The sequence below is a fragment of the Pyxidicoccus caerfyrddinensis genome (assembly GCF_010894405.1).
Taxonomy (GTDB): Bacteria; Myxococcota; Myxococcia; order Myxococcales; family Myxococcaceae; genus Myxococcus; species Myxococcus caerfyrddinensis.
This window is the reverse complement of the sequence record NZ_JAAIYA010000025.1, coordinates 91,415-115,162: the sequence shown is the minus strand read 5'-3', so window position 1 is coordinate 115,162 and position 23,748 is coordinate 91,415. Positions and strand designations below refer to the sequence as shown.

Annotated in this window: 17 protein-coding genes; 12 read left to right on the top strand and 5 right to left on the bottom strand. The window is 70.3% G+C overall.

Annotation, left to right across the window (positions count from 1 at the left end; translation table 11 throughout):
• Window positions 1-77: 77 nt before the first annotated feature.
• The gene (locus G4D86_RS41345; protein ID WP_163999902.1) at window positions 78-1,043 is read right to left on the bottom strand and encodes a lipase family protein; all 966 of its coding nucleotides are present in this window, start codon (window positions 1,041-1,043) and stop codon (window positions 78-80) included.
• A 198-nt stretch (window positions 1,044-1,241) separates the two neighbouring features.
• Between G4D86_RS41345 and G4D86_RS41340 the strand changes: the two genes are divergently transcribed.
• The 3 genes from G4D86_RS41340 (at window position 1,242) to G4D86_RS41330 (ending at window position 4,517) form a co-directional block, all read left to right on the top strand.
• Entirely contained in the window at window positions 1,242-1,916 is a 675-nt protein-coding gene (locus tag G4D86_RS41340) for a spermidine synthase (protein WP_163999901.1), read from the top strand.
• Window positions 1,917-2,181: 265 nt separating this feature from the next.
• Entirely contained in the window at window positions 2,182-3,015 is an 834-nt protein-coding gene (locus G4D86_RS41335) for a hypothetical protein (protein WP_163999899.1), read from the top strand.
• A gap of 110 nt (window positions 3,016-3,125) precedes the next feature.
• Window positions 3,126-4,517 carry a di-heme oxidoreductase family protein gene (locus tag G4D86_RS41330; RefSeq protein ID WP_163999897.1) on the top strand — a complete coding sequence of 464 codons (1,392 nt, stop codon included), beginning with the start codon at window positions 3,126-3,128 and terminating at the stop codon, window positions 4,515-4,517.
• A gap of 226 nt (window positions 4,518-4,743) precedes the next feature.
• On the opposite strand, the gene G4D86_RS41325 is transcribed toward G4D86_RS41330, so the two are convergent.
• Together G4D86_RS41325 and G4D86_RS41320 are read right to left on the bottom strand one after the other, a co-directional pair.
• On the bottom strand, window positions 4,744-6,069 hold the full coding sequence (locus G4D86_RS41325; protein ID WP_163999896.1) for a DUF418 domain-containing protein: 1,326 nt from the start codon (window positions 6,067-6,069) through the stop codon (window positions 4,744-4,746).
• A 106-nt stretch (window positions 6,070-6,175) separates the two neighbouring features.
• The gene (locus G4D86_RS41320; protein WP_163999894.1) at window positions 6,176-7,144 is read right to left on the bottom strand and encodes a TIGR03885 family FMN-dependent LLM class oxidoreductase; all 969 of its coding nucleotides are present in this window, start codon (window positions 7,142-7,144) and stop codon (window positions 6,176-6,178) included.
• Between the two features lie 168 nt (window positions 7,145-7,312).
• On the opposite strand from G4D86_RS41320, the gene G4D86_RS41315 reads away from it, so the two are divergent.
• The 4 genes from G4D86_RS41315 to G4D86_RS41300 all read left to right on the top strand — a co-directional run bounded on the left by G4D86_RS41315 (window position 7,313) and on the right by G4D86_RS41300 (window position 11,160).
• Window positions 7,313-8,944: an alpha-amylase family protein gene (locus G4D86_RS41315; protein ID WP_163999892.1), complete on the top strand. Its 1,632-nt coding sequence runs from the start codon at window positions 7,313-7,315 to the stop codon at window positions 8,942-8,944.
• Window positions 8,941-9,324 carry a VOC family protein gene (locus G4D86_RS41310; RefSeq protein ID WP_163999890.1) on the top strand — a complete coding sequence of 128 codons (384 nt, stop codon included), beginning with the start codon at window positions 8,941-8,943 and terminating at the stop codon, window positions 9,322-9,324. The genes G4D86_RS41315 and G4D86_RS41310 overlap by 4 nt, the downstream gene beginning before the upstream one ends.
• A 93-nt stretch (window positions 9,325-9,417) precedes the next feature.
• Window positions 9,418-10,575 (top strand): hypothetical protein, encoded by a 1,158-nt coding sequence (locus G4D86_RS41305; protein WP_163999889.1) that lies wholly within the window; start codon window positions 9,418-9,420, stop codon window positions 10,573-10,575.
• A gap of 72 nt (window positions 10,576-10,647) precedes the next feature.
• Window positions 10,648-11,160, top strand: a complete 513-nt coding sequence (locus G4D86_RS41300) for a YybH family protein (RefSeq protein WP_163999887.1) — start codon at window positions 10,648-10,650, stop codon at window positions 11,158-11,160.
• Window positions 11,161-11,164: 4 nt separating this feature from the next.
• Here the strand turns inward: G4D86_RS41300 and G4D86_RS41295 are convergent, their stop codons facing one another.
• On the bottom strand, window positions 11,165-12,553 hold the full coding sequence (locus G4D86_RS41295) for an alpha-amylase family glycosyl hydrolase (protein ID WP_163999885.1): 1,389 nt from the start codon (window positions 12,551-12,553) through the stop codon (window positions 11,165-11,167).
• Window positions 12,554-12,820: 267 nt separating this feature from the next.
• Here G4D86_RS41295 and G4D86_RS41290 point away from each other — a divergent pair, with 267 nt between their 5' ends.
• Entirely contained in the window at window positions 12,821-14,635 is a 1,815-nt protein-coding gene (locus G4D86_RS41290) for a sigma 54-interacting transcriptional regulator (protein WP_163999884.1), read from the top strand.
• A gap of 126 nt (window positions 14,636-14,761) precedes the next feature.
• Entirely contained in the window at window positions 14,762-15,946 is a 1,185-nt protein-coding gene (locus G4D86_RS41285) for an ADYC domain-containing protein (protein WP_163999882.1), read from the top strand.
• A 17-nt stretch (window positions 15,947-15,963) separates the two neighbouring features.
• Here G4D86_RS41285 and G4D86_RS54010 read toward each other — a convergent pair whose 3' ends face one another.
• Window positions 15,964-19,233, bottom strand: a complete 3,270-nt coding sequence (locus G4D86_RS54010; RefSeq protein WP_163999880.1) for a serine/threonine-protein kinase — start codon at window positions 19,231-19,233, stop codon at window positions 15,964-15,966.
• A gap of 271 nt (window positions 19,234-19,504) precedes the next feature.
• On the opposite strand from G4D86_RS54010, the gene G4D86_RS41275 reads away from it, so the two are divergent.
• From G4D86_RS41275 to G4D86_RS41265, 3 genes are all read left to right on the top strand, one after another.
• Complete coding sequence (locus G4D86_RS41275; RefSeq protein WP_163999878.1) at window positions 19,505-20,278, top strand: hypothetical protein; 774 nt, start codon at window positions 19,505-19,507, stop codon at window positions 20,276-20,278.
• 51 nt (window positions 20,279-20,329) lie between these two features.
• Window positions 20,330-22,069 (top strand): FG-GAP-like repeat-containing protein, encoded by a 1,740-nt coding sequence (locus G4D86_RS41270; RefSeq protein WP_163999876.1) that lies wholly within the window; start codon window positions 20,330-20,332, stop codon window positions 22,067-22,069.
• Window positions 22,070-22,395: 326 nt separating this feature from the next.
• Window positions 22,396-23,715, top strand: a complete 1,320-nt coding sequence (locus tag G4D86_RS41265) for an amidohydrolase (RefSeq protein ID WP_163999874.1) — start codon at window positions 22,396-22,398, stop codon at window positions 23,713-23,715.
• Window positions 23,716-23,748: the final 33 nt, after the last annotated feature.

Here is a 23,748-nt window from a genome sequence, read left to right as displayed (position 1 = left end):
GCAGGCTGCCCGGCCGTGTTCCCAAAAGCCAATCGAACCTTTTCGTCGACGGGCAAGAATCCTTCGATGGCCCGCGCTCAACCCACCGACAGTGCACCGGACTGGGACGGCGGGGCCCACTTCGCGTTGAGCTGCTGGATGGTCGTCAGCGGGATGCCGAGCAGGTACATGTAATAGAGCGCCCGGTGCTGGTCATTCACCTCGGACTCGAACGCGCCCACCCAGCCGGTGGAGTAGAGCTGTCCCGGCAGGCTCGTGTTGGCGCTCGGCTGCGTGTACGTCAGGCCCGCCTTCTGGAGCGCGTTGAGGGTCCGGTCGACGGCCGTCCTGCACACGAGGCCGCACTGCGGGCCGCCCGGATACAGGGACTTGATGGACTCCAGCCCGTCCGTCGTCCACAGGCGGGGGACCACGTCCAGCGCGTTGAAGTAGCGCATCGCCGACGCGAAGACGGTGTCGAAGGCCGACGCGAAGGCTGTGTTGCCCGCGGTGGGCGCGGCGAAGGTGATGGGCAGCACCCCGGAGACATTCGAGAGCGCGCTCTGGAACCACGCGGCGAGCACCGTGGCCATCTGCCCTCCCAGGCTGTGCCCCGTCACCAGGAGCGACGGTGAGCCGGACAGCCCCTGGAGAAAGGACAGCAGCGAGCCCGTGCCCGAGCCCGGCACGGAGGAGACCATGTTGTCGATGTTGGTCCACACCTGCACCACGCCCTTGGAGACCTGCGCGCCGGAGAACGAGGACGCGGTGAAGGGCAGGGCCTCCTGCGTGGCGACGTTCTTGTCCTGGATGACGTCCTCGATGCGGTCGAACAGCGTGCCGCGCACCACCACCGCGTACTGGCCCGCGTTGTTGGAGGCCACGTAGACCAGGTCCTCGCCCTGTGTCGCCGGGCCCCAGACAATCCCCCAGCCGTTCTGCACCGTGGCCGCCATGGCCTGGTTCATCAGGGTGAAGCGCTCCGGGTTCGTGTTGAGCTGCCCCAGGTACGAGATGGCCGACAGGGTGATGGCGAGCTGCGCGGTGGAGGGCGTGGAGGCCATGGGTGATTCCTTTCGGTGAGGGCGCGAAGCCCCGGTCCAGGTACCCCCGCCCATTCTGCACCGGCCATGCCGGGCAGGGTCCTCCTCTGGAGCGGGCCCCTGCCCTCCCCTGGAAGCCGCGCTCGACGTGTCGGCCCGACATGTCGAAGCACTGCGCGCCTTGACCCGGGCGCGGCTTCCGCGCGAAGAGCCGGACGCATGAAGCCTTGGGAGACGCTCGACACCGCGCAGGTCCCCGACGTGGGGGAAGTCACGCTGGCGCGGCGAGGGGACGAGTACGTCCTGCGCGTGCGTGGCCAGACGCTGATGTCCAGCCGGCGGCACGGCTCGGAGGAGGCGCTCGCGGAGGCCGGGTGCGCGGACGTCGCGGGGAAGAGCGGGGCCCGGGTGCTCGTGGGCGGCCTGGGCTTCGGCTACACGCTGCGGGCCGTGCTGGACCGCGTCGCGCCCGGCGCCCGGGTGACGGTGGCCGAATTGCTCCCCGCGGTGGTGGCGTGGAACCGGGGTCCGCTCGCCGCGCTCGCGGGCGCGCCGCTGGAGGACCCGCGCGTCACCGTGGTGGAGGGAGACGTGGGCGCGCTCATGGCCCGCCAGTCCGCCACCTTCGACGCCATCCTCCTCGATGTGGACAACGGCCCCACCGCCCTCACCCACCCCGACAACCAGGGCCTGTATGGGCTGGCGGGGCTCGCGCGGGCCTTCCACGCGCTGCGTCCCGGGGGAATGCTCGGCGTCTGGAGCGCGGGCCCCGCGCCCGGCTTCGAGCGCCGCATGGAGCAGGCCGGCTTCACCGTCCAGGTGCTGCACCCGGCCGCCCATGGCACGAAGGGCACGCGGCACACCCTCTTCATGGGTCGGCGCGGACGCCCCTGATTCGCCGCGAGTCGTCATCCCCGCCGGGCCTGTGACGGGGCACGCTACAGCCCCTCCGGCGTTGTAACAGCGGGCGCCACAGCCCCTCCGGCGCCGCCCGCGTCCTCCCCTCTGAGCCGACGAAGGACTCGCACGCATTCGTCGTGGCGTAGACGGTGCATTGCCCTCCGGGGCCGGCCCACGCGGAGCACCCGCCTGGATGACGCAGGTGGTCGCCCGCGTGTGGCGAAGACGGCAGCACCTCCCCCAAACGACGAGGTTTCACATGCAGATGAAGATGATGGGCAGCCTGATGGCTGCCGCGCTCCTGAGCGTAGCGGGTTGCCAGGGTGATGAGTCGCAGACGACCGAGGACAACCTGGGTGCCCAGGAGGCCGCGGCCGGGACGCAGTGTGTGAATCGCTTCGACGGCATCACGAACTGTGCGATCGGCGGCGCGCGGGTGTCCAACACCCAGGCGGGCGTGGCGGTCTCCAACCTCGTGGACGCGAACAAGGACGGCGTCTCCGGCACCTTCGCGAAGGCCACGCGCTGGACGCAGAAGGTGGACGTGAAGTTCGGCGCCGCGCAGGCGGGCGTCTCGCTGGCCGCGCGCGCGGGCGACCAGGTGGTGGGCACGCTGAAGATGACGCCCGGCGCTGATGGCACGTCGATGGCGGTGCAGCCGACCTTCAGCGGCAGCGGCGCTCCGGGCGGTTCCGCGTACCGGATGAACGTGTACAACAACGGCGTCCTCCAGGGCGGCACGACGCAGCCGGCCGGGAGCATGATGATCATTCGCGACTGGTACGACCTGCTCCGCTGGATCATCGCGGTCTACTCCTTCGACAACGGCTACGACATCATCATCTGGAAGCCGGGCGCGACGGCGGCCTCCACGGAGACCATCCCGGGCGCCTGCGTGTGGCGCGTGCGCAACGAGCGCGGCACCTTCTCCGTGCAGCTGCCTGACGGCACGGTGCTCACCGGCAACCAGGTCGAGTTCGTCGAGCAGATCGAGGACGGGCACTACCCGTACACCGACTTCACGGCCATTGACGTGAAGGCCGCCGCGAACCAGTTCACCGTCCTGAACGAGACCTTCGTTCCGGCGAAGTAGTCGCATCCGCCTGTGCTCGAGCACAGGCGCCGCGCCGGGCAGGTGCGTGTATCCTGCCCGGCGTCCACCATTGGCGGCCCGCTCCCCTTTCGGGCCTCCAGGAGTTCCCCATGCGCGGCCGGCTGTACCTTCTTGCCATTCCCGTGGGCGCCCTCCTGCTCACCGCCGTCTGGGCGGCTCCGGGACGGCGTCCGCCCGTGCTCGAGCTGGGGGACCTGACGTCCGTGGCGGAGCCGGGCGAGGAGCTCTCCGGTGGCACCACCACCGTGACGGACACGAAGCGGAACTCCTTCGGCCGCTCGCTCCAGAACATGGACCGCGCGCGCTGGCCGGAGTTCCACGCGGGCAAGAAGGTGTTCGGCCGAGACTGGAACGACTCGCGCACCGGGCCCGTCATCGTGGGCCCGCTCTTCAGCGCCGCGTCCTGCATGACGTGCCACGTGAAGGACGGGCGCGGTCGGCCCCCTGAATCACCGGCGCAGGCGCCTGAGTCGCTGGTCTTCCAGCTCGGCGCCCCGGAGGGACGCGGGCCGCACCCGCTCTATGGCGAGCAGCTCGACTCCCACGCCATCGACGCGCGGCCCGTGGAGGGCAGCGTCGAGGTGGACTACGACGAGGTCCACGACGAGTTCGCCACGGGCGAGGACTACACGCTGCTGCGCCCGCGCTACCGGTTCAAGGACCTTTCCCAGGGTCCGCTGGGTGAAGGGACGCCCTTCTCACCCCGGGTGTCGCCGGCCAACTTCGGACTGGGGCTGCTCGAGGCGATTCCCGAGAACACGCTGCTCGCCCTCGCGGACCCCGACGACGCGGACCACGACGGCATCTCCGGACGGCCGAACCAGGTGCTGGACGTCGCCGAGCAGCGGACGAAGACGGGCCGCTTCGGCTGGAAGGCCAACCAGCCTTCGCTCCAGCAGCAGGTGGCCCACGCCCTCGTCGCGGACATGGGGCTCACCACGACGCTCTTCCCGAAGGAGCAGGGACATGACGCCGCCGCCGTGCCCGGTGGGCCGGAGGTGACGCCGGAGGAACTGGAGCGCCTCGTCTTCTACATGCGGCTCGTCGCGGCGCCGAAGCGGCGGGACTGGGACACAGCGCCCGTGCTGCGTGGCAAGGCCGTGTTCCGCGCCATCGGCTGCTCCGGTTGCCACGTGTCCACCGCCTTCGAGACGGGCACCGTGCCCGGCTTCCCCGAGCTGTCCGGACAGAAGATCTACCCCTACTCCGACCTGCTGCTGCACGACATGGGCGAGGGGCTCGCGGACGGCCGCAAGGATGGGCTCGCCACCGGCCAGGAGTGGCGCACCCCGCCCCTGTGGGGCCTCGGGCTCCAGGAGGCCGTCAACGGCCACACCCGCCTGCTACACGACGGCCGGGCGCGCAACGCCGAGGAGGCCGTGCTGTGGCACGGGGGCGAGGCAGCCTCCGCCCAGGAGCGCTACGTGCGCCTGCGTCGGGAGGACCGGGAGGCGCTGCTCGCGTTCCTGAAGTCGCTCTGAGGCCCCGTCACGAGCGCGTGTCAGGGATTATTTCGCCGCCCCGTCACTCTGGATTGAGCGCGCCCGGCCGAAGAGGTCCTACACGCTTTGAAGACGGTTCAACTCCGTCCGCCTCCACTTCCATGGGGGCGCTGCCGAGGGTTCGGCATCTGACTCCAATTCAGAACCCCAAATGGCTTGTTCACTCGGGCGCGCTCACTCCTTCTCTTCCTGACGAACCACCGGCTCATGACGCCGCGGCGTCCGCCGCCTTCTCTCCCGCCGCCAGGCGCATGGGCTGCGCGCGGCCGTAGGTGAGTGAGCGCCAGAGCCACTCGGCCGGGCCGAAGCGGAAGCGCGCCAGCCACCAGTGGCTGAGCGCCACCTGCGCGGCGAACACGACGAAGCAGATGGCGACGACGCGCGACGGCGGCAGCTTGCCGATGAGCCCCAGTCCCCAGCCGTCGTAGATGCACACGCTCACGACCGACTGAAGCAGGTACTGGCTGAGCGCCATGCGCCCCACCGGCGCGAGCCCTCCCTGCATCCGCTGCCAGCGCTCGCGCTGGAACAGCAGGGCGAAGGCAGCCACGTACCCCGCGCCCAGCGCCAGGAAGCCAATCTCCTGGAGGTTGTTGATGATGAACTGCCACACGCTGTCCTGGGACGTCAGCAGGCCCATGGCGCGCATGCGGGTCATCACCAGCCCGGCGATGCTGATGGCCCCGCCCACGCCGAATCCCCAGCCGAGCATCCGGCGGAGCAGTGGGCGGTTCTTCTCCACGTCCTGGAGCAACAGCAGCCGTCCCGCCAGCAGACCGAACAGGAAGCGCGCGAGGATGAGGCCCCACCACTTGATGCGGTTGATGCGGAAGAACGTGTCCACGTAGTACGTCACGCGCCCCGCCATCCCTGTCAACGGCGAGTCACTGGAGAGCGCCGTGAGCAATTGTGCCCGGTGGGCGGCTTCCTCGGCCTGGGACGCCTTCGCCAGCTCCGCCGCCGCGTCCGCGCCGTGCAGCAGCACCGGCCCGTAGCGCTGGAGCACCGGCAGCAGCAGCGACATCCCCACCATCAACGCCACCGCCCACACCAGCACCGTCTTGTTCGAGCGGGCGCGGAAGAGCAGCAGCAGGAAGCCCACCATCGCGTACGTGTGGAGGATGTCGCCAATCCAGATGCCGAACAGGTGCACCACGCCCATGCACAGCAGGATGAACAGCCGCCGCGAGTAGAGCGGGACGATGGAGCCGCCCCGCGCCGAGGCCCGGGACATCTGGATGGAGAACCCCAGCCCGAAGAGGAACGAGAAGATGGTGATGAACTTCTGGTTCACCAGCGTCTGGTAGACGGAGTTGACGATGACCTCGAGCAGCGGCGCTGCCTGCGCCTGGGCCTGCTCGCGGGGCAGCAGCGTCCGGCCGCTGAACCAGGTGATGGCATTGGAGAGGAAGACCCCGAACAGCGCGAAGCCGCGCAGCGCGTCCAGCAGGGTGACCCGCTCGGACGCAGCCACCGGGCGGGCCTCGATGGTGCTCCCGGCAGGCGCCGCGGGAGAAGTGAGCTCGGACATGGCTCCCAGCAGACGCCCGCGGACCGAAAGCGTCAACCGACACACTTCGAGCGCCGCGTCCGCCACTCCGTGTGCGGGATACACGTGCCGCACGGCGTCGCGGCACTCACACCGAGCGCAGCGCCGGCAGCACCTTTTCCGCGAAAGCCTGGATGAACGCGTCCTGCCCCCGGTTGACGTTGTGCAGGTACAGGTGGCTGAAGCCCAGCCGCACGTCCTCCGCCAGCCAGTCCACGTGGCGCTGGAGGCTAGAGGAGATCCGCACGTGCGCCTCCATGTCCCTGGGCTGGACCGTCTTGGCGAGCTCCTCGAACTGCTCGGGCCGCCGCAGGTCCGTGAGCACGGAGCTGGCGAAGATGTTCGGCGCCCACTGCTCCATCGCGCCCTGGAGCGCCGCCGCCTCTTCGCGGGCCCATGACAGCTGGACCTTGAGGAACATCGGCTTGCCGTCGCCGCCGCCGCGCCGGAAAGCGTCCACCATCTTGCGGAGCTCCGCGGGGGGCTTGCTCACCGTGATGAGGCCGTCCGCCCAGCTTCCCACCCACTCCGCCGTCTCGGGGGTAATCGCCGCGCCCACCAGCAGCGGCGGCTTCACGGGGCGCGAGTAGAGCTTCGCCTCCTCCACCGTGACGAGCCCCCGGTGCGTCACCCGCTCGCCCCGGAAGAGCGCGCGCATCACCTCCACGCACTCCTTCAGCCGCGCGTTGCGCTGGTCCTTCGCGGGCCAGGGCTCGCCGGTGATGCCCTCGTTGACGAGCTGCCCGCTGCCCAGCGCCGCCCAGGCGCGGCCGGGGAACATCTCCGCGAGCGTGCCCAGCGCCTGCGCGATGATGGCCGGGTGGTAGCGCTGGCCCGGCGCGTTCACCACGCCCACGCTCGCCAGCTTCGTGGTGGCCAGCGCGGCGCCCATCCAGCTCCAGGCGAAGCCGCTCTGCCCCTGCGCCTCACTCCACGGGTGGAAGTGGTCGGAGTTGAGCGCCGCCATGAAGCCCGCCGCGTCCGCCTGGCGCACGAGGCGCAGCAGCTCGCTCGGGGGGAACTGCTCGTGTGAGGCGTGATAACCGACGGTGAGCATGTGGCGGCGCAAGTTGGAGCCGCGCCAGCGCCGCCGCGAGCGTGCCGTGCTCGCGAGTGTCCGCTGATGGAAGCCCGGGCCTCCAGGCTGTGCGCTGGCACACGTACCGCGCACGTCGAGGTGCCGCCTTCCGCGCGGAGACCCCACCCTCCCGTCCCGGGAGACAGGATGATTCAGGACCTCTGGTACAAGAACGCCGTCGTCTATTGCCTGGACGTCGAGACGTTCATGGACGGCAACGGCGACGGCGTGGGCGACTTCATCGGGCTCCAGCGGCGGCTGGACTACCTGGCGGGCCTGGGCGTCACCTGCCTGTGGCTGATGCCCTTCCACCCGTCGCCCAACCGCGACAACGGCTACGACATCACGGACCACTATGGGGTGGACCCGCGGCTGGGCTCGTTGGGGGACTTCGTGGAGTTCACCCACCACGCGAAGCAGCGCGGCATGCGCGTCATCATCGACCTGGTCGTCAACCACACCAGCGACAAGCACCCCTGGTTCCAGGCCGCGCGCAAGGACCCGAACAGCCGCTTCCGCGACTTCTACGTCTGGTCCGCCAAGAAGCCGAAGGACGCGAACAAGGGCATGGTGTTCCCGGGCTCGCAGGAGAGCACGTGGACGTACGACCGGGACGCGAAGGCCTGGTACTTCCACCGCTTCTTCCCCTTCCAGCCTGAGCTGAACGTGTCCAACCCCACCGTGCGCGAGGAGTTGCTCAAGGTGATGGGCTACTGGCTGGAGCTGGGCGTGTCCGGCTTCCGGGTGGACGCGGTGCCCTTCCTCATCGAGCTCAAGGGGCTCAAGAACCACGGCATCAAGGACCCGTACCAGTTGCTCAGCGAGATGCGCGAGTTCCTCTCGTGGCGCACCGGTGACGCCATCCTCCTGGCCGAGGCGAACGTCACCATGGACGAGGTGATGAACTTCTTCGGCGCGGATGGGGACCGCATGCAGATGGTCTTCAACTTCGCCGCCAACCAGAACCTCTTCCTCTCCTTGGTGACGGAGGACGCCAAGCCGCTGGCGGAGGCGCTGGCTTCCGCGCCGCGCCTGCCGCAGACCGCGCAGTGGGCCAACTTCCTGCGCAACCATGACGAGCTGGATTTGGGCCGGCTGCCTGCCGCCGGGCGCAAGCGCGTGTTCGCGGAGCTGGGCCCGGAGCCGAAGATGCAGCTCTACGGCCGCGGACTGCGACGGCGGCTGGCGCCCATGCTGTCCGGAGACCGTCGCCGCCTGGAGCTGGCCTTCAGCCTGATGCTGTCCCTGCCGGGCACGCCGGTGCTCTGGTACGGCGACGAGCTGGGCATGGGCGAAGACTTGTCACAGCACGAGCGCGCGAGCGTGCGCATGCCGATGCAGTGGGCCAACGAGCCACACGCGGGCTTCACCCGCGCGGCCGAGCCCTTCCGGACCGTGGTGACGGAGGGCGCCTTCGGCTACCCGCGCGTGAATGTGGAGACGCAGCGCAGGGACCCGGCGTCGATGCTCAACTGGATGGAGCGTATGATGCGCATGCGCAAGGAGTGTCCCGAGCTGGGCTGGGGCGCGTGGAAGCTGTTGCGCGTGAAGCCGGAGAACGTGCTCGCGCTGCGCTATGACTGGAAGGACGAGACGCTGGTGACGCTGCACAACCTGTCCGGCAAGGCGTGCGAGGTGAGCTTCAATCCCGGTGGGCCTCCGGCGCGGCTCGTCCATGCGCTGTCGGACGCGCACTCGCAGCCCGTCAAGGGTGGCCGGCACCGTGTGACGCTGGAGGGCTACGGATACCGGTGGTTCCGCATGGAGCCTGTGACATGACCGTTCGTTTCAATCACACCATCGTCGCCGCGAAGGACAAGGTGCGCTCCGCGCACTTTCTCGCCGAGCTTCTCGGACTCCCCGAGCCGCAACCCCTCGGACACTTCCTGGCCGTCAAGCTGTCGGATGGAGCAACGCTCGACTACATCCAGACCCCGGATGACTTCCCCGGCCAGCACTACGCCTTCCTCGTTTCGGAGGACGTGTTCGACGCGCTGATCGCCAAGATTCGAGCCCGGGGAATCCAGCACTGGGCCGACCCGCGAGGCCACCATCCCGGGGAGATCAACACCCACGACGGGGGCCGCGGGGTCTACTTCCAGGACCCTTCCGGTCACTACATGGAAGCCATCACCGTCCCGTACGGCGGCTGGAGATGAGCGGGGCTCAGGAGTAGGCAGGTAGAGCACGAGCAGGTTGCTCCGACAGGGGAGCGTGCGGCGCCCTGGACTCCGGGGCAGAATGGGCGGCGCATGTCCCCCTCCACGCACCGCGTGCAGCTGCTGCGCGCTCCGGAAGCCGGGCCTCGTTCGGGAACCGCGGCACTCGCTCTGGCCCGTGCGCTCGGCATCCCCCGCGCGGATGCGGCCCTGCTGCTCTCCGCCGCGCCTCGTGTGCTCCCGCGGGGCCTGCCTCTGGACGCGGCGCAGCGCCTTCTGGAAACGCTGCGCGCGACAGGGGCGGACGGGAGCGTGCTCGAGGCTCCGGCCTCCGGAAGCCGGTGCGCGGAGCATCCGGCGCTCGAGGACGAGGGCCCCTGCGAGGTGTGCGGGGCGCGCATCTGTGCGGTATGTGTGCTTGCGCGAGGGGCGCGCCGCTGCGGCGCCTGTGAGGGACGCCTGGCGCGCGCGCGCCGCTTCCAGCGCATGCGGGTGGCGGTGCTGCTGACGGGCTTGTGCGTGGCGCTCGTCTGGGGCTTCTCCGTGCAGCGGCAGCGCGATGCGCGCACCACGTGGACGCGGCCACTGCGAGTGGCGGTGGTGATGCTCGGGGAGGATGACGAAGCGGCCCAGGTCCTGCGTGACGGCATGCCCCGCCTGGAGGCCTGGTTCGCGCGCGAGCACCTGCGCTACCGCCCCGAGGGCCTGAAGCAGCCGGTACAGTTCCAGGTGTTCGGCCCCGTCCACCCGGAGGTGCCGCTGCCCTGGCCCGAGGCCTCCTCTTCCGGGTGGCTTGCGCGGCTGCGCTACGCGCGCACGCTGCAAGGGGCACTCGAGCTGTTGGACGCCACGGTGGACCTGGAGCCGCGTGCTTATGACGCGCGGATGTACGTGGTCGTGGAGTCCGGCACGTCCGGCACCTTCGCGGAAGGCGTGGGGGCCACCGGTGGCGAGCTGGGTCTCGTTCGGGCGCTGGTGCAGGGGGTGGACACGACGCTGGCCCTGACCGCGCTCGCGCACGAGCTGCTGCACTGTCTGGGGGCCACGGACAAGTACGATGCCCAGGGCCACGCGATGCTGCCCCAGGGACTGGTAGCCCCCGAGCTCGCGCCTGTGCTGCCGCAACAGCAGGCGGAGGTGATGGTGGGCGAGGTGCCGCTGGAGGCCGGAGTGGGCCGGCTGCCCAACAGCCTGGACGAGCTCGCGGTGGGGCCGCTCACGGCCGCCGAGGTGCGCTGGACCTCGCAGTAGCAGCGCTGGAGCCTTCACCTTTCTTCACACCCGCAACAGCAATGAGCCCCGGAAGGGCCGCGTAGGCTGCGCATGAACCTGAACGCGAAGCCCTTCCTCCTTCTCGGCCCGCTGCTCCTGGGAGCCAGCCCTTCCCCGACGCACGCGGCACCCCGGACGCCCGCCATGACCCAGCCCTCGCCTGCGCTGTCACCTCAGGATGAAAAGGTCCTCCGGGCCCTGATGACCGACCTCGACCTGCGCTGGCAGCAGCGCGACGTACCGGCGTACCTCGCGCACTTCGCCGAGGACGCCGACTTCGTGAACCGCGCCGGCACCTGGTTCCGGGGCAGGGCCGCCCTCCAGCAGCAGCTCCAGTGGCTCGTGGAGAAGGGGCGCCCGGAGATGTTCGCCATGCGGACGGACCTCGAGGCCGTCCGCGCCATCGCACCCGGCGTATTCGTCGTCATCCAGCACCGGGACGAGCACGTGCGGAAGTCCCGCGCCACCTTCGTCATCACCCGGAGCGGCGACGCCCTGCGGGTCCAGTCCGTGAGCATCGCCCCGGTGGAACCGCCCGCCGGCCCCCAGGCGCCGGCTCGCTAGCCGTTCACGCCCGCCGCAGCACCCGGCCCGTCGTGGGCGGCAACACGCCCAACGAGAGCCGGCCTCCCCGCAGCGAGAACCGCCGCGTCGGCTCCAGCAGGTCGACCCACTCCCCTTCCACGCCTCCCGGCATCGCCAGGTCCACCAGGTCGGAAGGCTTGTCCGAGGCGTTCATCACCACGACGACGCTCTCGGTCCCCAGCTCCCGCGCATAGGCGAGTTGCTCGGAGCGCACGAGCAACTCCCGGTAGCGTCCGCGCCGGAGCACCTCGTGCTGGTGCCGGAGCGCGGCGTAGCGAGCAATCGCCGCACGCAGCCCAGGCGGCTGGTCCGGAGGCCCTGGCGGCTCGGGGAGTGGCGGACGCAGCGGCCGGTCATCACCACCCTCCTTGCGTCCCTGCTGGCCCCACTCACTGCCGTAATAGAGCGACGGGATGCCCGGCAGCGTGAAGAGGAGCAGGTAGAGCAGCGGGAGATGGCGGGACTCCTTGAGGAGGCTCGCGGCCCGATTCACGTCGTGGTTGTCCGCGAAGGTGTAGAGCGTGAGCGCCTCGTACATCCCCTCGCCCGCGGCGTACTGGCGCTTCAGCGTGTGGGCCAGCTCGAAGTAGTTCCTGTCGTTGTGGCTGGACCAGAGCGCCTTCCACAGCGCGTAGTCCGTCGTGGAGTGCAGCCGCCCGGGCCGGACCCAATTGCGGTAGTCGCCGTGGATGACCTCGCCCATCAGCCAGAGCTTCCGCTCCAGCCCGGCACAGAAGGCATGCAGCCCGTCGAAGAAGTCCAGGTCGATGGAGTCCGCGGCGTCCAGCCGCAGGCCGTCGATGCCGAAGCGCTGCACCCAGTGGGCCACGGCGTCGAAGAGGTGCCGGCGGACCGCGTCCTGGCGCAGGTCCAGCTTCACCAGCTCCTCCACGCCATTCCATCCCTGGTACACGAACGGGTCGCCGAAGCGGTTGCGCGCGCCGAAGCGCAGGCCCGCGAACCAGTTCCGGTATTGCGACGCCTCGCCCTTTTCGCGCACGTCGCGGAACGCCCAGAAGGCCCGCCCCACGTGGTGGAAGACGGCATCCACCACCACCTTCATCCCCCGCTCATGCAGCCCCTCCACCAGTCGGGCGAGCGCAGCGTCGTCGCCCAGGCGCCGGTCCACGTGGAAGTAGTCCGCCGTGTCGTAGCCGTGCGTGGACGACTCGAAGACGGGGCCCAGGTAGACGGCGTTGACACCCAGCGCGGCCCACGCGTCCAGCCACGGCAGCAGCCGGTCCAGCCTCGCGGCGGGCACGCTCTGGAAGTCATTCGTGGCGGGAGCTCCGCAGGCCCCCAGCGGGTACACGTGCATGAAGTCGGCGTCGTGTACCCAGGCGGGCTCGGGGAGCAGGTTTTCGGGAGGCATCCCCCATGGGTGCGCACCCGGGTGGCCAGCCTCAACGCTCCTCGGCAAGGTGTGCTCTGCTGCCTGCACTACAGCCTCTCGGGCGGGACGTTTGCAGGAGCAGCCAAGGCGCTGGGAGTGTCCGAGCCGACGCTGCAAACGACGACGATCCCCAGCGCGCGCTCTTGACGGGCGAGACTCCGTCCGGCGGGCTCATGCAGCGGTTCCTTCGCGGCGAGCGAGCCCACGCCTTGCCAGCTGCGCAGTCCGCGGGCAATGTGCCCGCCCATGGCGTCTTCCGACTCCATCGAGACGCAGGATGCCCGGTCAAGGGCAGCTCCTGACGAGCGCGGGTCCCTGCTCGTCCTGGAGGGTGACTCCTCGGAGTTCCGCCTGCTGCCACGCAGCGGCACGCTCCTCATCGGCCGCTCTTCGAGCGCGGACATCCGCGTCGAGGACCTCTCCGTCAGCCGCGAGCATGCACGCATCACGGTGAAGGAGGGGGAGACCTGGATCGCCGACCTCGACAGCCACAATGGCATCCAGGTCAACGGCCGGAGCGTGCGGGGCCCGCAGCTCCTCCAGAGTGGAGCCGTGGTGGCGCTTGGCAACGTCATCCTCGTCTTTCCCTACAGAAAGGAGGAGCAGCACGCCCGGCCCGCGCTGGATGCCGCGGCCCTGCGCGTCCGGCTGGCCGAGGAGCTGGACCGCGTACGCAGCTACGAGCGCACGGTGAGCGTCTGCGCGCTGGAGCTCGGAGTCTCCAGCGTTCCTCCCGCGGAGCTGGTGCGCGCGGCCAGCGATGCGCTGCGGCCCATGGACCTCGTCGCCCAGGTGGGGACCTCGCTGATGGTCGTCCTCCCCGAGCTCGAGGGAGAGGAGGCCGAGGAGGTGGCCCGGGGACTCCTCGAGGTGCTCTCGCCGCGGGTGTCCCAGGTCCGCGCGGGGCTGGTCACCGCTCCTCAGGACGGCTTGAACCCCGAGGCGCTCCTGGCCGCCGCCCAGGCCGCGGCACTGAAGGCGCAGCCGGGCCACCTGTGCGTCAGCGGACCGGGCCTCCACTGGCTCCGGCTGGGCACCCACTCCGTGCTGGTGGCGGACTCCATCATGGTGGAGCTCTTCAACCAGCTCCGCCGTCTCGCGGCCAGTCACATCAACATCCTCATCCACGGGGAGACGGGGGCCGGAAAGGAGAACGCGGCCTGGGCCGTCCATCACTGGTCTCCCCGGGCGGGTGGCCCCTTCGTGGTGCGCAACTGCGCCACGCTGTCCAGGGAGCTCGCGGAGAGCGAGCTGTTCGGCCATGAGCGGGGCGCCTTCACCGGCGCGGACCGGGCCCGTGAGGGAGTGTTCGAGCAGGCCAGCGGCGGCACCCTCTTCCTGGACGAGGTGGCGGAGCTGTCCCTGGAGATCCAGGCCAAGCTGCTACGGGCACTGGAGCAGCAGCGCATCACCCGCCTGGGAGGCTCGCGAGAGCGTGAGGTCGACGTCCGCGTGGTGGCGGCCACCCACCGGGTGCTGACCGAGGAGGTGCAGGCCGGCCGCTTCCGCCAGGACCTGTACTACCGCCTCTCGGCGGCGCGGGTGATGCTGCCTCCTCTCCGGGACCGGCCCCGCGAGCTGCCGCTGCTGGCCAACGCCTTCCTGGCGCAGGCCTGCCAGCGCGCGGGCCGCCCTCCGCCGCAGCTCTCCGCCTCCGCCATGGGAGCGCTCGGCGCCTTCGGCTGGCCCGGCAACGTGCGCGAGCTGAAGAACGTCATGGAGAACGTGGCCGCCACCTGCCCTGGCCCCATCGTCGAGCCCTCGCACCTTCCCGAGCCCCTCTACCGTGCCCCGGCCGCGTCCCCGGCGCCGGAGCCCGAGCCTCCCCAGCCACGACAGGACGCTGCCGCGGACACGCCCCCAGGGCCACCCCGCCGCACCTTCCGTCCCCTCGCCGAGGAGGTCCACGAGCTCGAGCGCCAGCGCATCCTGGAGGCGCTGGAGACCACGGGCGGAGTGCAGACGCGCGCCGCACAGCTCATCGGCATGCCGCTGAGGACCTTCGCCTTCAAGCTCAAGCGGTACAGGATTTCCTCCCGCGGTGGGGGCACGGCCCCGTGACGGGTGGCCGGCACCTGCTCCACCGCTGGCATGGTTCTGGCTGATGAGCCACCACCGGTGAAGGCGGCGGCACCCCGACACGGCGGGGCTGCTCGAGTCCTCGCCATCGTTCAGGAAGGTTCGGCAATGGAGAAGAGGAAATGGCTCGGCTGGGTGATGACGGTGCTGATGGCCGCTGGGAGCAGCGGGTGCTTCTCGTCCGAAGCGCGCAGGCAGGACTCCGGCCCTTCGCAGCCGCCACCGCAGGACTCCTCCGAGCCCCTGCCAGTGGGAACCTGCCGTGGCGATGACTGTGAGGTGGACCGGAGCGCGCTCGCCCTCCCCGTCCACTGCCCTACCGGCCAATGCGACCCGGACGCCAACGGCCAAGGCATCTTCATCGCGGGGGGCTGGGGCTACTGCCTCCGCTACATGGGGAGCCTGGCCTACTGTCCCGAGGCCTTTGCCAATAGCCCCGAAGGGGTCGTGCTCAAGGTCCGGTACCGGAGCAACCCCACCCGGCTCGTCGACACCCGGGTCGGCATCCGCCGGCGCTCCGGGACCCCGGGCAGCAGTGCCGATGCGCTGGAGCTGCTCAGCGTCAGCAGCGAGGGCACCGAGCTCGTCATCCGCTACCGCACGCGCGACAGGCAGGAGGTCGCCGCGAGGGGCGCCGACCTGGCCGGCCTGGAGCTCACGTTCTCCATTGATGACCCCGACATCGGAGACATTCCGCAGCCCTACCACCTGCGAGTGGAGGCCGTCCCGCGCGAAGGCACGGCCGCGACGGGCCCCTCCCGCTACAAGCTCTTCTATGCCACCACCACCGCGTGGCAGCCCCACTGTGACGGTGAGCCGGTCACCTTCCTGGGAGGAAGGCAGGTCGACGGCCTGCGGGCGTCGGTCGTCCTCAACTCTGCAAACCTGAGCCTGACGACCCTGAGCTGCGAGTCGGGCGCCGTCGCCACCTGCCTGGCATGGGGCTATCTCCCCTGGAATCCCTCCACGGGCCGGGACGACCCGACTCGCGACTACCTCTTCCGCTCCTGCATGCAGGCCAAGCGCGCCGCCTACTTCGTCGGGCAGGGCGATCCCCGGAGCTACACCCGGAGCGGCACCCTCATCGACAAGCGGGACCAGCTCGGAATCAACCGGGATCGGCTCGCGCGTCCCGAGGCCATCTGGAGCCCCCAGGGCGCGGTGTGTCTCAACCCGGAGAACCTCCGCAGGCCGGAGCTCCACGCCGCCGCCAATACCCACGGCCTGAGGCCCTGCACGCCCCTGGAGTGGAGCCGGCGGGGAAAGCTCGCCACGGGCCCGGCAACGCCCTAGCGCGCCCGCCGCTGGCCTCATGGCCCGGAGGCCAGCGCCTCCGTGTCGAGCACCAGCGCCTCGTACTCCCGCCGGAGGAGCGGGTTGAGCTCGAAGGCCCGCGCGAGCGCCGCGCGGGCCTGGCGGATGAGCTCGAGGCGCTCCGCCGCGCCAGGCAGCGTCCGTGCGCGGCCCAGCAGCAGCCCCCCGCGAACGGCGTGGGCCTCTGCCAGGTCCGGAGCGAGCCGGAGCGCGAGGTCCACCTGCGACAGCCCCTCGGTGATGGCCGGGAGCGCCTGGGCCGCCGGCTGCGCCTCGGACAGCCGCCAGCAGACCCGCGCCAGCTCCTGGTGCGCCTCGAAGTAGGGGTACAGCGCCACGGCCCGGCGGGCCTCGGTGAGCGCCTGCCGGAGGATTGGCACGGGACTCCTTCCCCGCCGCGCCGCCCAGGTGGCCTCGACCAGTCCCAGCCGGGCGCCGGCGATGTGGCAGTCGGCGCAGCGCGGGTCGTACCGGTAGGCCTCCTGCAAGGCCTGCCGCCCCGCCGCGAGCCCGGAGCCGGGCTCTCCGCGCTCCATCAGCGCATGGACCGCCTCCAGCTCGTGCCCCATGGCGAGGTAGAGGTACGTCCGTCCAAAGGCCGGGTTGATGCTCTTCGAGCGAGCGAGGTGCTGCGACGCCCGCTCCAGCACCTCGCGCGGGTCGGAGCCCACGGCGACGAGATACCGCGCGTGGAGGAGCTCCGCGAGCGCGACATGGTTCAGCGCCGAGTAGAAGTTGCCGTCCAGGGCGAGCGCCCGCGCGCCGGCCTCGCGCGCCTTCTGGAGCTCCGCCCCCGGGTCGAGCCCGCGTGAGAGGAGGTACGCGGCGGCCGCGGTGGACAGGTCAGCGAGGTTCGAGTGCGCGAAGAGGTACTTCGGGTCGCTGCGCACCGCCTGCTCGAGATGGCGCGCGGCCTGCGCGTAGGCCTCACGCGGGTCCTGGCCGTGCTCCCGCTGATGGTTGCCCCTCCAGCGGAAGACGAGCGCGAGGTCATTGAGCCCCCACGGATAGTCGGGCTGGAGCTCGAGCGCGCGCGTCAGCCAGGTGATGGCCTCGTCCCAGGCGGGATTCGGCTCTCTGCCCTCGCGCGCGTCCTGGAGCCCGCGCATGAAGTGGCCATAGCCCAGGGTGTCATAGGCCTGGACATCGCCGGGGTCCAGCTTCGCGGCCTGGGCGGCGGTCGCAATCCAGTCGGCGAGGATGGGCTTCGGGTCCTGGCCGCCTTCCTGGAAGTTCATCAGCCGGTACCAGTGCATCAGCAGCCAGGCCTTCTTGGTGTACCCCCGCGCGCGCCGGGGAGCCGCCTGGAGGACCTGGTCCCCCAGCGCCAGGGCCTTCTCCAGCGCCTCCTTCCGCGAGCGCCCCTGCCGCTTGTCCAGCTCCGCCAGCTGCAGCCACACCTCCGCGAGCGCTTCGTAGTTGCGCACGTCGCTCCGCCCCTGGGCGAGCGCCTTCTCGTACAGGCCCATGGCGAGCTGGAAGGTGGCGCGCGCCGCGTCGTACTCGCCCCGCTCCAGTTGCTCCATCGCCTGGGCATGGGCCACATCCCCGGCGAGCTTCCGGGCCTCGTACATCCACGGCGCCTCCTCCGAGGCCAGGGCCGCCGCCCGCGCCGCCGCGTCATATTGCCGGCGGTAGAGGGCGATGAGCCCCTCGAGGTAGCGAGGCGACTCCATTTGGAGCCCCCGGCTGCGCTCGAGCGACTCCAGCGCCGGCACGAGGAACTGCCGCTCGAGCACCCGCTGCCGCTCGGCCACCCACTCCCCGCCCCCCTTGCGCCGCGCATCCTCCAGGGCCTGGTGGTACAGCTCGCCGAGCACACGGCCTCGCGCGTAGTGCAGCTCGCGCGAGTCCATGCCCTGCTCCTGCGCCCGCGTCAGCTCCTGGAGGGCCTGCTCCAGCTCGTGCATCGCCAGGTGGCCGCGTCCCAGCGCGTAGTGCACCGCGCCCTCGCCCTGGGCGCCCAGCTCGTGCGGAAGCGCGGAGATCTGCGCCATGCGCTCGCGGACGAGCTGCTGCTCGCGCTGGGAGTCATGCAGCGGCATCATGTAGGCCGCGCGCAGGAACCACTCGATCTCCTTCATCTGCTGCCCCAGCTGGCCGGCCAGCAGCGCGCGGCTGGTGGACTGCTGCTCGGCGTGCCGGGCCCTGAACCACGAGCGCACGCCGACGATGGCCAGCACCAGGATGCTCGCCAGCGACACCGCCGAGACGACCACGAGCGACCGGTGCTTCCGGGCGCGCTGCCGCAGTCGGTAGAGCAGGCCCGGCCGCTGCCCCAGGATGGGCTCGCCGTCGATGTACCGCCCCAGGTCCTCCGCGAGCGCCCGGGCGGACGGGTAGCGCTGGCCCGGGTCCTTGCTCAGGCACTTGAGGGTGATGGTCTCCAGCTCCACCGCGAGCGAGGGCACGCGCGCGCGCAGGGGTGGCGGCTCCTCGTGGAGCACCTTCGCCAGCGTGCCGGCCACCGTGGCGCCGACGAAGGGCGGCATGCCCCCGAGCAGCTCGTAGAGCGTGGCGCCCAGGCTGTAGACATCCGAGCGGCGGTCGATGGCCGGCACGTCGCCCCGGGCCTGCTCCGGCGCCATGTACGCGGGCGTGCCGAGCAGCGCGCCACTTTCGGTGAGGCCGTGCTCCTGGCTGAGCTCGTGCGCCAGGCCGAAGTCCATCACCATGGGGACGCAGCGCCCGTCGTCCTCCCGGGTGACCATGATGTTGGCGGGCTTCAGGTCCCGGTGGATGAGGCCCAGCCGGTGCGCCTCGTGGACCGCCGCGGCCACCTCCCGCATCACCTGCACCTTCTCGTGCGGGGACATCCCGGCGGCGGCATGGTCAAGCCGCTGCCCGTCGACGAGCTGCATGGCGATATAGGCCTTCTCGCCCACCTCGCCGGTCTCCAGGACCCTGCACACGTTGGGGTGGTCGATGCGCGCCAGCGCGCGGGCTTCCTGGAGCAAGCGCCTGGCCCTGCGAGGGTCATCCCCACGGATGAACTTGAGCGCGACGAGCCGGCCCAGGCGCCTGTCACGGGCCTTGTAGACGTCTCCCATGCCCCCGCGGCCGAGCCGCTCGAGGAGCTCATACCGCTCCCAGTGGGAGAGGGGGAGCGCCTCGGCCGCGTCCGGGGCGGGTGGGGTTGCCGGAGTCTTCTCCGCCTCCTGGGAGCCCTTCTCCGCGGCAACGGAGACGGTCGCCAGGATCTCGCGGCGCGAGCCATCCGCCGTGGTCGGGCCCCGAGGCCGTTCACCCTTGCCAGAAGCCGGCATGGCCCCACGTTACCCCACGCCGGACCGGCGACGACATGCCCCGCTCGTGCCGACGAGCCTGTGCAACTGTTGCACAGGCCCGCCGGAGCGGGACGGCAAGTGTTGCAAAGCAATGCAAGGCTGGCACAGGCACCGGCTGCGGAGCGGCCCATGGACCGCGGCTCGCGCCCTCACAACCACGGCACGAGGGTTGCTCTTCCCGAGGGAGATCCACCGCGGATCGACTTGACGGCCGCCCTGAGCGGGGGCCGTCCACCCACGAGGAGAACACATGAAGACACGCAGCTATCGTTCCGGCCTTGGAAGCATGCTCGCCCTGACCATTGCGCTCGCCATGGGGTGCGGCGGCGTCGACGACGCCACGACTCCGGACCTGGCGGAGTCTGACCGGGGGACCGACGTTCCAGAAGAGGTGACCACGACGGAGCAAGCCCTCACGGTCTTCTACGGCACCCACAACCATGGTGGCGACCTCTTCCCCGGGGAGTACGAGATCCTCATGGGCGCGGCCTGTGGGGGGGACTACGTGCGGAACTTCTTCAACGTGTGGAACGTCGGGAATGGCAGCTGCGCTGCCATCGACTGGGCCTCGCCCGACGCCAGGGATTGCCGTGTCCGCGTGCGCATCAATCGCTCCGGCGGCTACGCCAATGGCACGTGCCACGTCCAGGTCGACGCGTCGCCCCTCAGTGAGATCTGCGGCGCGCACGACAAGTGCACCACGGGCACGAAGCTGCATCCGCTCTGCGGCAGCGCCGTGTCGGCGGTCTGCGCCGCCGACGCGTTCTGCTGCAACAACTCGTGGGACGCCATCTGCGTGAACAAGGTCTTCTCGGTGGGCAACAGCATGGCGTGCGTGAAGAACAGCTGCTCGCATACGCTGTGCACGACCGGCGGCCCGCTGACCTCCAACTGCGACGCCCCGACGCTCTCACCGAGCTGCGTGTCGCGCATCTGCGCGGCCGACCCGTACTGCTGCAACAACGCCTGGGACAGCACCTGCAAGAACGCGGTCTCCAGCGTCTGCGGCAAGACCTGCAACTGATCCACTCGCGCTTCGATCCCGGTGCACGAAGTGGCCTTTTCAGGAGACCTCATGTTCAAGCACGGAAGTTACGAGGGACAAACATACTCACGGCCACGACTGTCGTGGACGCATGGCCTCGCGCTCGCAGCCGCATTGACCTCGGGCTGCATGCTCGGCGCGGGCCCGGAGGCCGAGTTCGCTGACGACGCGGTCGACGGCGACGAATCCGTCGGGAGCGCGAGCGAACCGCTGATTGGAGGGACGGCGGGCCACCGGCCTGAGTTGGTGGATTTTCTGGGCGGCTGCACTGGCACTCTCATCGGACCCAACTGGGTTCTCACCGCTGCGCACTGTTGGAATCATCAAGAAGCCGTCAACGACCCGTTGAACCGTGACAACGGGTTCGTCGTCAGGACTTCGACCGACGGCGTCAACTGGGGCACGATGGGCGGCGCCGTCTTCGTCGTCGACCGCATCTTCGACTTCAGCTCGGATACGCTCCTCGGAGCTCCGGACGTCGTGCTGGCGCGACTGGCGACCTCGGTCCCGTCGACCTTCATCAGCACGTTCCCGACGCTCGCGACCGCGATGCCGGCGACGGGCGCGACCGTGACGCTCTGGGGCAAGGGCTGCACCGACTGGAACACCGGTGTCGGTAGCGGGACGATGCGCTTCTTCCAGGGTGCGTTCGGCAGCACGGGGGCGCTCTGCAGGGGCGACTCGGGCGGACCTGCGCGGCTCGGCACCCCGAGCTCAGGCGGAGCGATATGGGGTGTCAACAGCGGCGTGGGTGACATCTTCGGCAACGTCGTGCAGGTCCGCACGCAAATCCTGAACATCATGGCGACGTGGGGCACGACGACGAGTGACATCTCGTTCTCGAGCACGTGGTGCCCGAGCGCGGCCCAGCTGTACTGGGCGGACCCCGACGGCGACGGCGATCTCGACGCCATCTGCGCCGACCCTGCTGCCGGTGTGGTGCGCTTCGCGCGAAACACGAATCGGCGAGTCGTCGCGAGCGGCACCGTCGCGAGTACGCACTGCGCTTCCCCGGACAGCGAGGTCTACGTCGGGGACTTCAACAACGACGATCGCTCCGACATCGCGTGCCGGCGTCCTTCGGTGCTGGGCTTCCAGGTGCTGTTCGGCCAGACGGACGGGACGTACTCCGGCGGTTGGCTCCGAAGCGACGTAGGTTTCTGCACGCACGCGAACTCCCAGCTCTACACCGGTGATTTCAACGGTGATGGGCGCACCGACCTGCTCTGCAAGGATCCGAGCCGGATCTGGATCGACTACGCAGCGGCAGATGGAACGTTCGACTTCGTCACGTACTCGAACGAGTATCTGGACACGGTGTACTGCACACATGTCGGCGCGAAGCTCTACCTCGGCGACTTCAATGGTGACCGTCGCACCGACCTCCTCTGTGTGACTCGAAGCAACGGAGATCTCCAGGTTGATTTCGCGGCCGCGAGTGGGTTCCCGTTCACCAATATCGACTCTCACATCTATGTCGGCGAGAGCCCGGGCATTCCCTCCGATGCGTGCAAAGCCGGCGACAGACTCTTCATCATGGACGCCGACGCGGACGGGCGAAGCGACTTGTACTGTGTGAAAGGTACGACTGGCTCCAGCTGGGGCGGCTCGGTTCGGTCATCGGCGGCAGGCGCGGTTCCCTTCATCACCTTCGACCCGGCTCCGAACGGCTTCACCGAGCGCTACGGCTGGTCCCGCAGCGTTCGCCCGCGGCTGCGCGACGCGACCCACAACGCCTCGCAGCCGTGGCAGCGATTCCTCTCACTCTGACCCGGCTCTGCAGGCAGGCCGGCGCCCTCAGTCCGGCTTCGGCCCTGCCCCGTGCGCGCCCCCTCCCCGCTCCTCCGGGGAGGGGGCGCGCTCCTGCAGGGGCCCAGGCCCGCAGCACTCGAGTCATCTCGACTCCGGCGGGACGCTCGCGGACGCGCACCGGCACCCGAGACGCGCTCTTCTCGGTGGGCTTCGGACGGGGGCCTCCCGCGATGCGTCCCTTGCGCCACTCGTAGAGCGGCGGCCCCGGGTGGCCCGCCTCAACGCTCCGCGGAAAGGTGTGCTCTATTGCCTGCCCTACAGCCCCTCGGACAGGAGACCGCCCGGTGAAATCGCTCCCCCTGCTTGCCGCCCTCTTCGCCTGCGCCGCCGTGCCCGGCGGTGGTGCCCTCGCGGCGGAGCCGCCCTCCCCCGTCCTCGGCGGCATCGACGCCATCTATCCCGACCTGGATGCGCTCTACCGTGACTTGCACCAGTCGCCCGAGCTGTCGCTCCAGGAGGAGAAGACGGCGGCGAAGCTCGCGGAGCGCCTGCGCAAGCTGGGCTACGAGGTGACGCCGAAGGTGGGCGGCCACGGCATCGTCGCGCTGCTCCGCAACGGCAAGGGCCCCACCGTGATGCTGCGCACGGACCTGGACGGGCTGCCGGTGGAGGAGAAGACGGGGCTGCCCTACGCCAGCCAGGTGAAGGTGAAGGACGCGTCGGGCAGCACGGTGTCGGTGATGCACGCGTGCGGACACGACGTGCACATGACGTCGTGGCTGGGAACGGCCACGCTGCTGGCGAAGTCGAAGGACAAGTGGCGCGGCACGGTGATGCTGGTGGGCCAGCCCGCCGAGGAGGTGGGCGCGGGCGCTCGGGCAATGCTCGCGGACGGCCTCTTCAAGCGCTTCCCCAAGCCGGACTTCGCCGTCGCCATGCACACCGTGGGCACCGCCGCGTCGGGGACGGTGCAGTTCACCCCGGGCTACTCGATGGCCAGCGTGGACTCCATCGACATCACGCTCTACGGCAAGGGCGGGCACGGTGCGTACCCGCACACCACGGTGGACCCGGTGGTGATGGCGGCGCGCACCATCCTCTCGCTGCAGACGCTCATCAGCCGCGAGAAGCACCCGCTGGAGCCCGCGGTGCTGACGGTGGGCTCCATCCACGGCGGCACCAAGCACAACATCATCCCGGATGACGTGAAGCTCCAGCTCACGCTGCGCACGTACAAGCCCGAGGTGCGCAAGGCCCTGATTGCCGGCATCGAGCGCGTGGCGAAGGCCGAGGCGATGGCCTCCAACGCGCCCCGCCCGCCCGACGTCGCCGTCACCGAGGGCACGCCCGCCACCTTCAACGACCCGGAGTTGACGAAGCGGCTGGTGGGCGCGGTGGGCCGCGTGCTCGGCCCGCAGAATCTGAGCGAAACGCAGCCCGTCATGGGTGGCGAGGACTTCTCCGAGTACGGCCGCGCGGGCGTCCCCGCCGTCATGCTCTGGCTCGGCATCACCGAGCCCAAGCGCCTCGCCCAGGCCCAGGCCGCAGGGGAGGCGCTGCCCTCCGCGCACTCGCCCCTCTATGCGCCGGACCGCGAGCGCTCGCTGCGCACCGGCGTCACCACGCTGACCACCGCCGCGCTGGAGCTGCTCGGCAAGCCCTGAAGCGAGAGCCGGACGCCACGGGATTCAGGACGC